This window comes from Flavobacterium luteolum (genome assembly GCF_027111275.1).
GTDB classification, from domain to species: domain Bacteria; phylum Bacteroidota; class Bacteroidia; order Flavobacteriales; family Flavobacteriaceae; genus Flavobacterium; species Flavobacterium luteolum.
The window spans coordinates 1,829,564-1,844,073 of sequence record NZ_CP114286.1; the positions used below are offsets into that span (position 1 = coordinate 1,829,564).

Here is a 14,510-nt window from a genome sequence, read left to right on the forward strand (position 1 = left end):
ATTTTTTCTTTTCTCTTTTCTCTGGCAGATTTAGCAAATCATGCAGATTTAAATCTTTTTAATCTGTGGCTATATTTAAAATTTCAAAAATTATTCTGTTGTAATTACAATTGTGGACTGTTTTAATCCATTTGTTTTTGCTGTTAATTCCAATCTTCCAGATTGATCTCCAGATTGTACAATTACCAAACATTTTCCAGCCAAAGCGTTGTGTTTATTTCCTTTGTACGATTCGTGGCTAACCGGATCTCCGCTGCAAACGCCTACTATTTTTCCGTTTCCTTTTAAAGAGAAATTAATTTCGTTGTTCGCATTTGGAGCTAAAGTTCCTTTATCATCTAAGATATCAACTGTGATAAATGACAGATCGTTTTTGTCTGCTTTGATGGTACTTCTGTCTGCAGCCAGTTTTAATTGAGAAGGATTTCCAGCTGTTTTGATTTCTTTTTCTAAAACTACTTTTCCGTCTTTACGAGAAACTGCTTTTAGAGTTCCAGCTTCAAAAGGAATTCTCCACATTACGTGTAAATCATCTCCTTTTTTACTTCGTTTTCCAACCGATTTTCCGTTTACGAAAAGTTCAACCTCATCGGCTTTATTGTAATATGCCCAAACATCAACAGTTTGTCCGGGTTTCCAGTTCCAATGCGGGAAAATGTGCAAAACCGTTTTGTCTGTCCATTCACTTTGGTACATATAATAAACGTCTTTTGGGAAACCTGCTAAATCGACAATTCCGAAATACGAACTTACTGATGGCCATTCGTATGGTGTTGGTTCTCCGATATAATCGAAGCCTGTCCAAACGTACATTCCAGCTAAGAAATCGTGTTTTTTAATTACTTTCCAAGTTGCTTCGTGCGTAGAACCCCAAGGTGTTTGAACTTGATCATATGCTGAAACTGTGTTTCCTGGATTTCCTTCTGTAAATTTAAGATCCCATCTTACCGGCCATTTTTTAATGGTATCTGAAACAGCGTCATAATAGCCTCTTGTCTGCAAGCCTGAAGTGGTTTCGGTTGCAATAAAAGGTGTATTTGGAAAGTTCTTTAGATGATGTTCGTACGTTTGATGTGCATAATTGTATCCAATTAAATCTAAAACTCCAGATCCAGCAAGCGGATTAATCGATACATCTTTTTTCTCAAACTGTAAAGTCACCGCATCAATATTCATGTTTACCGGCGGATTCATCGCTGCGGTTAACGGACGCGTTTTATCATACTCGCGTGTAATCGCAGCCAATTCTTTAGCAATTTCAACGCCTTTTTCATTCCATTGTTCTGGAATTTCGTTTCCGATGCTCCAAACAAAAATACTTGGGTGATTTCTGTCGCGAAGCAATTGATCGATTAGATCTTTTTTATGCCATTTGTCCCAATCGTTTCCGTAATCGTATTTGGTTTTGGTTTGTTTCCACATATCAAAAGCTTCATCCATAACAATGAAACCCATTTTATCGCAAAGATCCAAAAGTTCTGGAGCGGGCGGGTTATGAGAAGTCCTGATTCCGTTTACCCCCATTTCTTTCATGATTTCCAATTGACGTTCAATGGCGCGAGTATTAATCGCAGAACCCAACGGACCTAAATCATGATGCAGACAAACACCTTTTATTTTTACTTGTTTTCCATTCAAAATAAAACCTTTATTCAAATCGAATTTAAAATCTCTGATTCCGAAATTGGTTTTGTATTGATCGATGATTTTATCGTCAAGCGAAATTTCAGTAACTGCTGTATACAATTCCGGATTTTCAACTGACCATAAAATCGGATTTTCAACTTCTGCCGATTGATTCAGAATTTGATTTTCGTTGGCATTGATGGTTATATCTTGTGTAACCGATGTTACTTTTTTGTCTTCTTTAAAAATGGTGGTCGTTACTGTGGCTTTTTTACCTTCTTTGTATTGATTTTTAATTGTGGTTTCAAAACTTATAGAAGCTTTTTCGGTCGTAACTTTTGGAGTTGTAATATAGGTTCCCCATTGTCCCACATGAAGTTTATCTGTAGTTTCAATCCAGACATTTCTAAAAATTCCTGATCCTGAATACCAGCGTGAATTGGGTTGTTTTGAATTGTCAACCTTAACAATTATTTCGTTGTTTTTGTCTCCGTAATTTAAATATGATGACATATCATATTGAAAACCTATATATCCGTTTGGGCGTTTTCCTAAATAATGTCCATTTACCCAAACTTCACTGTTTCTATATACTCCGTCAAAAGTTATAGAAGTTATTTTTGTGCTGTCTTCTGCAGCGACTTTGAATGCTTTTTTGTACCAGCCTAAACCTCCGTTTAGAGATCCTCCGCCATAACCTGCAGGACTTTTTTCATCAAATTTACCTTCGATGCTCCAATCATGCGGAACATCTAAAGTTCTCCATTTTGTTGAAGTTCCAATAGTGTCTTTATCAGCAATACTATCGTTTAGATGGAAACTCCAATCTGCATTAAAAGAAACTTTTCGGTTACTAAATTTTTGATCTGTTGATGATTTGCATGCTGTCAATAAAAGAAAGCTTGCAAATAGTAATCCTAGTTTTTTATATGAAGTTAGCTGCAACATAGTACGTAAATTTTAATAACCCGGAAGCAGTATCAATCTGCTTCCGAGTTATTTATAAAGTGAAATATATGAATTTTTAAGGAATTATATAATGGAACACAAACCACTCATCTTTTCCTGAATCATAAGATGTTCCAAACCAAATACCTTTTTGTAGGTAGTCATTATTGTAAGCCTTTACAACTTTAATAACATTTGTTGTTGGATTCATCCAGCTATCTGGATTTTGAATCAATGTATTTGTTCCTAAGTTAATTTCATTTTTCGCTTCATCAATTGTAAATAATCCAGAAGTTACTACACCATTCTGGCTTCTAGTATAATTTAGTTTTCCACCAAATTGATCAAAACGAATCCAAGAATTACCTGCTATAGCAGCCCAATCATCATTCCATCCCCAGTTATATGAGCTTGAAGCGCCTGTAGTCCATCCTTTTCCTTTTCCTAACCAGTCTACTGGATTTCCATTTCCGTCTAAACTCCATACTCTACCTGATCCTACTCCACCAGTAATCATTTTTAATAATTCGCCTGAAGCAAAAGTTGGATTGAAACCTTCATCATAACTTGGTCCAGTAACAGGTGGTACGTAGTTGTCTGCATATTCTTTAGAAACGAAATTCCAAATATACCACCATGGTCCTTCGCTATTAGTTCTCATAATAGCAATTCTTAATTGGTTTTCAGTAAGTTTTAAGATCTTGATATTGTTAGTCCAGTTACTTGCGTTTGCAATGTAGTTGTCTGGTCTCAGAATTGTTGCTCCAGTTGTTGTTAAAGTATGTGTATTTATATCTAAGAAATAAGTGCCACTTTCTTTAAGAGTTCCATCGGCTTCATGAATTTTCATAAATGGACCACCTTCCAGACTGAAAGTCATTGTTCTGCCCCAATGCATATCTGCATCTGTACTAGAATTAGCATTTCCTTCTGGTTCCCAGTTTGGTGTAAAATTACCCCATTCTACTGTAGTGCTAGGATCTGCATAAGACATTGCTCCAAGAGCCATTCCGTATTTACCATTATCAGCAATCCAAACTTTTTGTTTTCCTACACCTCCAGACAAAGCTGTCCAAAGTGCATCATTAACATAATTTAAATTATCCTGATTTACGGTTACCGTTACTGGATCAAGTTCTACAATTCCCCCACCAGTAACAGCCGAAATTTTTATCGTATAATTTCCTTTAAAAGCGTACTTTACAGTTTCTATCGCTTTGTCTGATTTTCCTGTTTCATAATCCCAGTTTAATATAACACCAGGTGTCGTATTTTTCAGAATCACAGTATTTCCTCCTGGATCTGCTGCTAAATCCTGAGTAACTTCAAAATGTATATCCGATTTATCCATCGCGCCGTCTAGTGAATAGCTATCAGGCGAACAAGATGATACCAGCATGGCCAGCATCAAAAGTGTTGTAATTAATACTTTTATATTTTTCATTTTTTTGCTTTTTTAATTAAAACTACCAGCCCGCATTTTGTTTTAAAACTCCATTAGATAATGTTATCTGTGTATTTGGAATTTGCTGTAATCCTTTTGTATTTTGGATGTTTACTGAAGAAATTGTTTTTGTAGCCTGTACTCCTCCGTTAAGTAAAGTTGTAGTTTCTGCGATAGTTGAAGATGCTTTACCAATTCCTTGACGAAGTAAGTCCCAGTATCTAACTCCTTCTAGAGCGAATTCTAAATGTCTTTCGTTCATGATATTATCATAATTAACCGGAATAGAAGTGAATGCTGTTTTGTAAGCTCTTCTTCTTACGTCATCAAAATAAGATTGTGCATTACCACTTCCTAATTCTGCTGCCATTAGAAGTACATCAGAATATCTCAATACCACATAATCTTGAAATTGGCTGATGTCCCAAAACTGGCTTCCCATTGTTAATGGAAGGTCTTTTCCATCTTTATCAACCATCGGTGTATACTTTTTGTTATAGTAACCAGTATATTCACGCTGATTATTTATTTTATCAAATGGAATTTTTTCTTCATTAATTCCTATTACAGTTGAAACACGTCTTGTATCATTTGCTGTGTATGCGTTCCATAACTTAGAATTCACAGTTACGCCCCAACCACGTCCGTATGGATAAGAAGAGAATTCTCTCATTCCGAACATTACTAACCAGTGGTTACCATCAGTATTTCCGTTATAATCGCTAGTATAGGTATATTTGATAGAAAATACGATTTCTTTATTAGCTTCACCTGCATATTTATCAACTGAAGCTGCAGGCCAAAGTGTAGAAAAGTCATCAACCAAACCATGTCCGCTTCCTGCTATAACATCTTCCAAATGTGCTAGCGCTTGTGCTTTAGTTACTACTCCAACCAAATCGGTTTTACCATAATATCCTGTGTAGTATAGGTAAACACGTCCAAGCAAAGATTTTGCTGCCCATTTTGTAATACGACCGCTAACAGTTGCACTGTAAGCTGCTGATGGTAAATGATCTGATGCAAAAACTAAATCTTCTGCAATTACTTTATACACTTCTTCTGGTGCTGCCTGAGGAATATTTTCTGTTGAAGGTTTAGTCAATAATGGAATATTTCCCCATAGACGAACCATTTCAAAATATAAATAGGCTCTAATAAATCTTGTTTCAGATTCGTAAGTATTTCTTAAAGTAGTATCCCCTTTCCAGTCAATTTGATCCATTTTTGACAAAAGGACATTACAACGATAAAGTGCTTTATAGTAAGCTATCCAGTTATTGTTTAACATATCAATATCCGATGGCGAACGTTGAATGTTGAACTCATCAATCGCAGCATAATTGTAACCATCTGAGTTTCCTGTTCCTCCAAAACAATCATCAGACATTACTTCGCTAATTACTGGAACTCCTAAACCAGCAGCTCCTGTAGCCACCTGCATTCCGTCATAACAACCTACTAATGCTGTATAAGCATCATCTGTGGTTTTATAAAAATTCCCATCTGTCTGTTGTGTAAGTGGTTCTGTTTCTAAACTGCAAGATGCAAGAGAAAGTAAACCCAAACAGAAAATATATAAATAAGTCTTTTTCATTTTTTTATGTATTAAAGTTTAACATTTAGACCTAACATATATGTTCTTGGTCTTGGATAGTAACCTACATCAACCCCTGATGAAAACTTTTGATCATCATTAGAAGAACCAAATCCTATTTCAGGATCCATTCCATCATACTTCGTAAAAGTATAAAGGTTCAATACTGAGAAATAAACTCTAAACTGGCTTGCAAAAAATGATTTTGACTGTTTCATTTTTGCTAAATCAAATCCTAGTGTAACCGTGTTAATTCTTAAGAAATCCCCATCCTGAACGTATAAATCTGAAAATTGTGTAAAGTTTCGGTTATCTTCAGTTACTCTAGGCATTGTGTTTGAAGACCCTTCTCCATGCCAGCGGCTTAATATTGCTGAAGTATAATTACCGTAAGTATTTGCCTGGTTTCTATACGATTGTACAATTTGATTTCCTGCTACTCCATTTCCATTAAGCGAAAAATCGAAGGCTTTATAACTAGCCGAAATAGAGAAACCGTAAGTGAAATCAGGATTTGGATTTCCGATGCTTGTTTTATCAGAAGCATCAATTTTATCATCTCCATTTGTATTCACATAAATCAAATCTCCAGGAGCTGCATTTGGTTGTAGAACCACTCCGTTTGCCGATTTGTAATTGTTAATTTGTTCCTGATTTTGAAACACTCCTCCTGTTTTGTATCCCCAGAAATATCCTAACGGATGTCCGTTTTCTGCTCTATAAAATTCACCCGAGTTATCATAAAGTTCACCGCTCAGACCATGAATAATTCCGTCTGCATTTGGAATTTGTCCAACAGTGTTTTTATTGTAAGCGCCGTTTGCACTCACACTGTAGTTAAAATCTCCAATTTTATTTTGATAGCTCAAACTTAACTCTACTCCTTTATTAACTACATCTCCTCCGTTAATAAATGGTGCGTTCGCACCAGCCGTTGCTAAGATTGGCGCTAAAATTAACCAGTCTTTGTTTGTCTTTTTATAAACATCAAAGTTTACACTCAATGCATTGTCTAAAAATCTGGCATCAAAACCAAGGTCAATCTGTTCTGAAGTTTCCCATTTAAGGCTTGGATTTGCAATATTCTCAGGGTATGCTCCAGGTGTTAAGGCACCTTCTTTATCACCAAAAGTGTAGTTAGTATAATTTGATTTTATTAAAGATAAATATTGAAATGATCTAATACTTTGGTTTCCTACCTGACCCCAGCTTGCTCTTAATTTTAAGAAATTAAATACTTTTGAATCCTTCAAAAAATCTTCGTTTGAAGCTACCCAACCCCCAGAAACTGATGGAAAATATCCCCATTGATTTCCTGGCGCAAATTTAGAAGAACCATCAGCCCTAAGAGTCGCATTTAATAAATATTTCTCTTTGTAATTATAGTTTAATCTTCCAAAATAAGACATTAGGATATTCTCAAACTTACTTCCTTTCATTGACATTCTTGCTCCGTCTTTATTTGTTGTATTGTCAATCCAGGCGTGCTCTAAATCGTTAAAAACAGAATCAGCATTTGCCGCTTCTACAGAAGTTGTATTATAATTGATATAAGATGTACCAGCCAAAGCTTCAAAATGATGATTATCTGATACATTAAACTTATATGTTAATAAATTGTCCCAGTTTATACTTGTACTTTTATTCATGTTCTGATTTACCCTATCAAAAGCACTATTAGCATAAATTGACAATCTGTAAATTGGAGAATAAGAGTGTCCTTCATTTACGTTATAATCCAAACCTAAAGTTGTTTTAAAAGTTAGGTTTTTAATTGGCTGAATCTGTAGGTAAACATTTCCTAATAATTTTTGGCTATCGCTTTCGTTTTGATTATTATAAACCATTAAAGCATAAGGATTTGCCATTCCTGTCAACCATGGTTCTGTACTGTTAGAAGTATCAAAATAGTTGCCGTTTGCGTCGTACATTGGCAGCAAAGGTGTTGCTTGAAAAGCTCCTCTCAAAGAGTTATTATATTGATTACCAACACCAATTCCATTTTTATTAATGTACGCAAAACTCAAATTCTCTCCAAATGTCACAACATCTTTGTATAATTTATGCTCTGAATTGAATCTGAAATTATAACGTTCGTAGTTTGACAAATCTTTACCTCCAACTACACCTTCTTGCCCCAAATAAGATAATGAAGCCGAATAAACCGAAGTGTCAGAACCTCCAGACGCTCCAAAAGAGAAATTCTTAGTTGCAGCATTATCTGTAAGCATTTTATCCATCCAATTTGTTCCTGAGCCCATTCCAGCTATTTGAGCATTAGTAAAATATGGGGTATTGCCAGAGTTAACCCTTGCTTCATTTAATATTGTTGCATATTCTTTAGCATCAAGCAAATCTACTTTTCTCGCTACTGACTGAACGCCATAATACTGATCAAATGTTATTTGTCCTGTTGTGCCACGTTTCCCTTTTTTTGTTGTTACTAATACAACTCCATTCGAAGCTTGCGAACCATAGATTGCCGCCGAAGCAGCATCTTTTAAAACAGAAATAGATTCGATATCAGAGTTATTCAAGTAAGAAATATCTCCAGTAAGAACTCCATCTACAACATAAAGCGGATTACTTCCTGCTGTTGAACCCACTCCTCTAATTACCACATTCAGACTTTCTCCCGGTTGTCCAGAAGTAGAAGTAATTTGAAGACCCGCTGCCTGACCTTGAAGTGCCTGAAGCGCATTTGTAGTATTTGTTTTTGTCAGGCTCTCACCACTTACCTGAGTTACAGCATTAGTGACTAATGTTTTTTTCTGTGATCCATATCCAATTACTACAACCTCTTTAAGTTCTGCAGTTTCTGGCTGTAAAACAGCGTCGACTACTTTTTGAGTACCGACTGTAATATTCTTTGTTTTAAATCCCACGAAGGTAATTACTAAAACATCGCCTGTTTTGGCTTCAATTTTATATTTTCCGTCAAAATCGGTAACAGCACTCGATTTTGTTCCCTGTACAAGTACAGTTGCTCCTGGAACTCCAAATCCGTCTTCGGAAGAGGTAATTGTCCCACTTACAGTTTTAGATTCTTGAGCAAATCCAAACTGCATCATAAATACGCTAAGCAGCACCGCCATAAAATATGGAAGCTTTGTTGTTTTAATACAATTTTTGCTTTTCATAATAAGAATTGATTAAGTTTAAGTTATAGTTAGTTTTTCTTACCCTAAGAGAAATCTGGAAAACTTCCCAAGCAGGTCACGCCAAAAATGAGGGCCTGAATCTCATTTCCAACATTTAGTACTTGCTGACTATAAACAGGCGTTTTAAAAACAAGCATTTCTAAAACATCAAAATCGATTCTTTTGGTAGAATTTGATGATGGTAATCTCATCAAAAAGCTATTTAAATCAATTTTTAGAAAAAACATTTGTGGTAAGTTTAAGTTAAGTGTATGTTTGTCCTATTTTTGCTTATGGTCAATTTGAATTTATCTTATGGTAAATTTGACTACAAGTGTAAAACAAATTTTCTATATTAACAAAATATTAGGGTTATTTTTTTTCGATTCTGATTAATCCTAATCCATTTTTATTAATGTTGTAAAATCTGAAGTAGAATTGAAATAAAAAATATAGAAAAAACAACGATTTATAAAATTGACAATCAGTCGTTTAAGAAATCTTCTGCATTCAAGCGCTTTTCACACTTATTTTTAAAAGCCTGATTATCAATTTTTTGTTTCGTTAAAAAAAATATAAGGCTTTCAAAAAGGCTAATAATCATTTTATTTATTTAATTTGTCAAAATTTATCTCATATATGGTTGAAAATGTAGACGACAAAACTGCTCAAAAAAATGAAAACAGTGCGATGAATGCCATCACTATTGACTGTGTCATTTTTGGTTTCGACAAAGGCAGTCTTGAAGTGCTTTTGGTGCAGCATGCCGAAGGTATTAGTAAAGGAAAATGGGGACTTCCGGGTGGATGGATTTATAAAAAGGAAAGCACAGACAATGCGGCTCACCGCTTATTGAATGAGCTTACCGGTCTTGATAACATTTATTTGGAACAGCTGAAAGCATTTGGAGATCCGGATCGTTTTCCGTTGCGACGCGTTATTACGATTGGGTATTATGCTCTTGTAAAAAGAGAAGATTATAATATTAAAGCAGGTTTTACAGCTTCGGATGCGCAATGGTATAAAATTGATAACATTCCAAATTTGATTTATGACCATAACGAGATCTTAGATTACAGTATAAAACACCTCAGAAGTAAAGTGCGCCAAACGCCAATCGGATTTAATCTGCTTCCAGAAAAATTTACCTTATTGCAATTAATGCAACTTTATGAAGAAATTTTAGGAATTGAAATGGACAAACCCAATTTTAGAAGAAAAATTCTTCATATGAAATTGCTGGTTGCTTTAGACGAAAAACAACAAGATGTTTCGCACAGAGCGGCTCAGTTGTATAAGTTTGATCCTGAAATCTATGAGAAATTAACTGAAAAAGGATTCAATTTTGAGTTCTAATTTTCAATACAAAATATTAATACGACAACAACAAATTGACTGAAATAACTAATAACCACCACAAACCAGCCGTAGATGGAATCACGATTGATTGTGTTTTCTTCGGATTTAACAAAGAGAGTCTCGAAGTGCTATTGGTACAGCACGCTGAAGGCGAAAGTAAAGGCAAATGGGGACTTCTTGGCGGATGGCTTCAAATAGACGAAAGTGCAGATAATGCTGCTCAACGAATTTTACAGGAACTTACGGGTCTTGAAAATATCTATTTGGAACAGTTAAAAGCATTTACAAATCCGCAGCGTGTTCTCGAAAGACGCGTAGTTACTATTGGTTATTATACTTTGGTCAATAGAGAAGATTATAATATTAAAGCCAGTTTAAAAGTTTTCGAAGCCAAATGGTTCAAGATAAACGAAATTCCTGAGCTGATTTTTGACCATAACGAAATTCTTGATTTCAGTTTATTGCAGTTGCGAAACCGAGTGCGTCAGGCTCCAATTGGTTTTAACCTTCTTCCAGAAAAATTCACTCTATTGCAGCTAATGCATTTGTATGAAGAAATTTTAGGAATCGAATTGGATAAATCTAATTTTAGACGAAAAATTCTGCACATGAAATTATTAGTAGCTCTTGACGAAAAACAACAGGACGTATCACACAGAGCCGCGAAACTCTACAAATTTGATCCTGATATTTATAAAAAACTGACTGAAAAAGGATTTAATTTTGAGTTCTAAAAACACAAAGAGACATCAATAGTTGATGTCTCTTTTTTATTCGAATTCAATTTGGCTATAAACAAGTCAAAACGCAAGTATAACCATCAAGCATAGGGTATGAAGTTCCCTGACAACCCGTTGCCACCAAACCATATCCCGAGGCACAAATACTTGTAGGAACTGTAAATCGGCCAACGGGTGTTACGCCGCCAGTTATATTTTTCATTTCTTCGTTAGAAAGCCTGCCAAATTTAGCGGCAAGCTGCATAGTTTGTTTTTTCATAATTTGTTGGGGTTAAATTAGTAAATAGTAAAATTCATTCTATCATTTTCGAAGATGTATCTAGTGCACAGATAAATTCTAAGAAAATAATACAAAAACCAAAGCCGATCAATCTTATGGTTACAATGACTACAAGTATACTCATATTTAATTAAACCGACAATTATTCGCACAAATTTTACAAATTACTCGGCTAAAATTCATTTTTAACATTTTTTCAATAAACAATAATTGAAATAAATCTACAAAAGCAAACATTCTTCAAGTTTTTGATTGAATGCGAAACAGTAATTTAAATAGAATAGATACGTTTAGACACTGAAAAACAGCTTTTTGACTTCAAATTTCAAAATCGTGCAACTAAATTCCAGAATCCAAAACTTTGCGCTATCTTTGCCACTTGATAAGATGCGTTAAAACGATTGCTACAGCGCATTTTACAGCAAAAAAATACTTAAAACTCGATAGAGAACTGATATACTAAAATGAAGAAGATTCGTAACTTTTGCATTATTGCACACATTGACCACGGTAAAAGTACATTGGCGGACAGATTATTAGGCGCAACACAAACCGTTACAGCTCGTGAAGAAAAAGCACAATTGCTTGACAACATGGATCTGGAGCGTGAGCGTGGAATCACCATTAAGAGTCATGCTATTCAGATGGAATACACCTACAAAGGTGAAGAATACATTCTGAATTTGATTGATACTCCAGGCCACGTAGATTTTTCATACGAAGTTTCAAGATCTATCGCTGCTTGCGAAGGAGCGTTATTAATTGTTGACGCGGCTCAGAGTATTCAGGCACAAACAATTTCAAATTTATATTTAGCGCTTGAAAACGACTTAGAAATCATTCCGGTTTTGAATAAAGTCGATTTACCAAGTGCAAACCCTGAAGAAGTTAGCGATGATATTATCGATTTATTAGGATGTAAATTAGACGATATTATTCATGCTTCAGGAAAAACTGGTTTTGGTGTTGAGAACATTCTTGCTGCCATTATCGAAAAAATTCCTGCTCCAAAAGGAAATCCAGAAGAACCATTACAAGCGTTAATTTTCGACTCGGTTTACAATCCATTCCGCGGAATTGAGGTAATCTTTAGAGTTGTAAATGGTGAAATCAAAAAAGGCCAGAAAATTAAATTCATGGCTACTGACAACGAATATTTTGCGGACGAAATTGGAACTTTAAAATTAAATCAGGTTCCTAAAAATGTAGTTTCAGCAGGAGATGTTGGTTATTTGATTTCTGGAATCAAAGAAGCGCGTGAAGTAAAAGTTGGTGATACCATTACAGATGCAAAAGTACCAACTACCAATATGATTACTGGTTTTGAGGATGTAAAACCAATGGTATTTGCGGGTATTTATCCTGTTGATACAGAAGATTATGAAGATTTGCGTTCGTCAATGGAAAAATTACAATTGAATGACGCTTCATTAGTTTTTGCACCTGAAAGTTCTGCTGCGTTAGGATTTGGTTTCCGTTGCGGATTCTTAGGAATGCTTCACATGGAAATTATTCAGGAACGTTTAGAGCGTGAATTCGATATGACTGTAATTACTACAGTTCCTAACGTTTCATATTTGGCTTACACCAAAAAACATCCTGAAACACCATTAGTTGTAAATAATCCTTCTGACTTACCGGAACCTTCAAAACTTGACCGCGTTGAAGAGCCTTTTATTAAAGCTACGATTATTACAAAATCTGACTTTGTTGGAAACGTAATGAGTTTATGTATCGAAAAACGTGGTTTAATTACCAATCAGACTTATTTAACTACAGAAAGAGTTGAGTTGAATTTTGACATGCCTTTGGCGGAAATTGTATTCGATTTCTACGATCGTTTGAAAACAGTTTCTAAAGGTTACGCTTCTTTTGATTATTCTCCAATCGGTATGAGAACTTCAAAATTGGTTAAACTTGACGTTCTTTTAAACGCACAAACAGTTGATGCACTTTCTGCATTGATCCACGAAGATAACGCTTACAATATCGGTAAGAAAATGACTGAGAAATTGCGTGAATTAATTCCAAGACAGCAATTTGACATTCCGATTCAAGCTGCAATTGGAGCTAAGATTATTGCTCGTGAAACCATTAAAGCACTTCGTAAAGACGTTACCGCAAAATGTTACGGTGGAGATATTTCGCGTAAGCGTAAACTTCTTGAAAAACAGAAAAAAGGTAAAAAACGTATGCGTCAAGTAGGAAACGTTGAGATTCCTCAAGAAGCATTTATGGCTGTTTTGAAATTGAATGACTAAGTCTTTTCTTTTAAATAGAAGAAAGAAACAAGAATAAAGATTAAACCCGATAACTTTCGTTATCGGGTTTTTTGTTCGAATATAATCCGTTTCTGATCTTTTAAAAATGTAGGTTAAAACCTATTTTTTATAAAAATATTAACTTAATCGATTGTTTTTTAACGCTTTTGCAAAAACTTAAAGTTAATTTTAAGATAAAATTGTATTTTTAATCTTACAACTTTAAAACTGTAAGATTATGAAAACCAAATTTTCAATTATTTTAGCTTTATTTAGTTTTTACTTTGCAAATGCGCAACAAGAAGATCAGGTTAATTCTGAAATGAATTCTGCAAAAGGAATCACCTTTGCACATGGCGATATGTTTATAGAAGGTGCAATACAAATTAGTACGGGAGGCGATCAAGACTATTATGCTTTTAATCCCAAATTTGGATATTTTCTTAATGATAAATTTGCCGTTGGAGGACAAGTGAGCTATTCTAGCAATAAAGTTGAAGCAACCGATGAAAAAACTAATATTTTTGGAATCGGTGGTTTCGCAAGATACTATGTATTGGAACTCGATAAAAAACGATTCAAAGCTTATGGAGAAGTAGGTTTAGGATACGGGAGAAATAAATACGAAAGTCCAATTACTGGTACAGATGATAGCAATAGTCTAACAGCCAATATCAATGTTGGTTTAAATTACTTCGTGACTAAAAACATTGCGGTTACTTTTACTCTTGCTAATTTATTATCATACAACAGTGTTTCTCCAGAAAACGGTCCATCTTCAGATACTTTCCAATTAAACATCAATTTATTTGAAAACATCTTCGATCAACCAAAATTCGGATTATTGTTTAGATTTTAATCCACTTTAATAATATAATTTAAGACCCTCAATAATTCAGTTTATTGAGGGTTTTTCTTAAGACATAAGTGTTCCGCATATTCCTAATCCAATAATTAAATATAACGCTCCAATAATAAAGCAAATCTTTGCTCCATTCGGACTGTTTTTCCTGATTGCAAAACCAATGATTGCCATCAAAATTGGTGGCCCAACCATAATCGCTATAAAAAATGCGACTAAACCACCTAAATTACCAACTTCTAATCTTATCATA

Annotated in this window: 11 protein-coding genes; 4 read left to right on the plus strand and 7 right to left on the minus strand. The window is 34.7% G+C overall.

The annotated features are described in order from the left end of the window. Nucleotides 1–90: 90 nt before the first annotated feature. From OZP10_RS07920 to OZP10_RS07940, 5 genes are all read right to left on the minus strand, one after another. The gene (locus OZP10_RS07920; RefSeq protein ID WP_281634190.1) at nucleotides 91–2,574 is read right to left on the minus strand and encodes a glycoside hydrolase family 2 TIM barrel-domain containing protein; all 2,484 of its coding nucleotides are present in this window, start codon (nucleotides 2,572–2,574) and stop codon (nucleotides 91–93) included. Between the two features lie 76 nt (nucleotides 2,575–2,650). Then, nucleotides 2,651–4,018: a hypothetical protein gene (locus OZP10_RS07925; protein WP_281634191.1), complete on the minus strand. Its 1,368-nt coding sequence runs from the start codon at nucleotides 4,016–4,018 to the stop codon at nucleotides 2,651–2,653. A 22-nt stretch (nucleotides 4,019–4,040) separates the two neighbouring features. After that, on the minus strand, nucleotides 4,041–5,615 hold the full coding sequence (locus OZP10_RS07930; protein WP_281634192.1) for a RagB/SusD family nutrient uptake outer membrane protein: 1,575 nt from the start codon (nucleotides 5,613–5,615) through the stop codon (nucleotides 4,041–4,043). 11 nt (nucleotides 5,616–5,626) lie between these two features. Further along, complete coding sequence (locus tag OZP10_RS07935) at nucleotides 5,627–8,755, minus strand: SusC/RagA family TonB-linked outer membrane protein (protein ID WP_281634193.1); 3,129 nt, start codon at nucleotides 8,753–8,755, stop codon at nucleotides 5,627–5,629. 44 nt (nucleotides 8,756–8,799) lie between these two features. Further along, the gene (locus OZP10_RS07940; RefSeq protein ID WP_281634194.1) at nucleotides 8,800–8,967 is read right to left on the minus strand and encodes a hypothetical protein; all 168 of its coding nucleotides are present in this window, start codon (nucleotides 8,965–8,967) and stop codon (nucleotides 8,800–8,802) included. Nucleotides 8,968–9,394: 427 nt separating this feature from the next. Here OZP10_RS07940 and OZP10_RS07945 point away from each other — a divergent pair, with 427 nt between their 5' ends. Together OZP10_RS07945 and OZP10_RS07950 are read left to right on the plus strand one after the other, a co-directional pair. After that, nucleotides 9,395–10,111: an NUDIX hydrolase gene (locus OZP10_RS07945; RefSeq protein ID WP_177211709.1), complete on the plus strand. Its 717-nt coding sequence runs from the start codon at nucleotides 9,395–9,397 to the stop codon at nucleotides 10,109–10,111. Between the two features lie 35 nt (nucleotides 10,112–10,146). After that, on the plus strand, nucleotides 10,147–10,848 hold the full coding sequence (locus OZP10_RS07950; RefSeq protein ID WP_281634195.1) for an NUDIX hydrolase: 702 nt from the start codon (nucleotides 10,147–10,149) through the stop codon (nucleotides 10,846–10,848). 55 nt (nucleotides 10,849–10,903) lie between these two features. Here OZP10_RS07950 and OZP10_RS07955 read toward each other — a convergent pair whose 3' ends face one another. Continuing rightward, the gene (locus OZP10_RS07955) at nucleotides 10,904–11,113 is read right to left on the minus strand and encodes a hypothetical protein (RefSeq protein WP_281634196.1); all 210 of its coding nucleotides are present in this window, start codon (nucleotides 11,111–11,113) and stop codon (nucleotides 10,904–10,906) included. 485 nt (nucleotides 11,114–11,598) lie between these two features. Here OZP10_RS07955 and lepA point away from each other — a divergent pair, with 485 nt between their 5' ends. Next, nucleotides 11,599–13,395, plus strand: coding sequence for a translation elongation factor 4 (gene lepA, locus OZP10_RS07960; protein ID WP_281634197.1), 1,797 nt, complete (start codon nucleotides 11,599–11,601; stop codon nucleotides 13,393–13,395). Between the two features lie 238 nt (nucleotides 13,396–13,633). Then, entirely contained in the window at nucleotides 13,634–14,254 is a 621-nt protein-coding gene (locus OZP10_RS07965; RefSeq protein WP_281634198.1) for an outer membrane beta-barrel protein, read from the plus strand. A gap of 57 nt (nucleotides 14,255–14,311) precedes the next feature. On the opposite strand, the gene OZP10_RS07970 is transcribed toward OZP10_RS07965, so the two are convergent. Then, nucleotides 14,312–14,509, minus strand: coding sequence for a hypothetical protein (locus OZP10_RS07970; RefSeq protein ID WP_281634199.1), 198 nt, complete (start codon nucleotides 14,507–14,509; stop codon nucleotides 14,312–14,314). Nucleotide 14,510 lies beyond the last annotated feature (1 nt).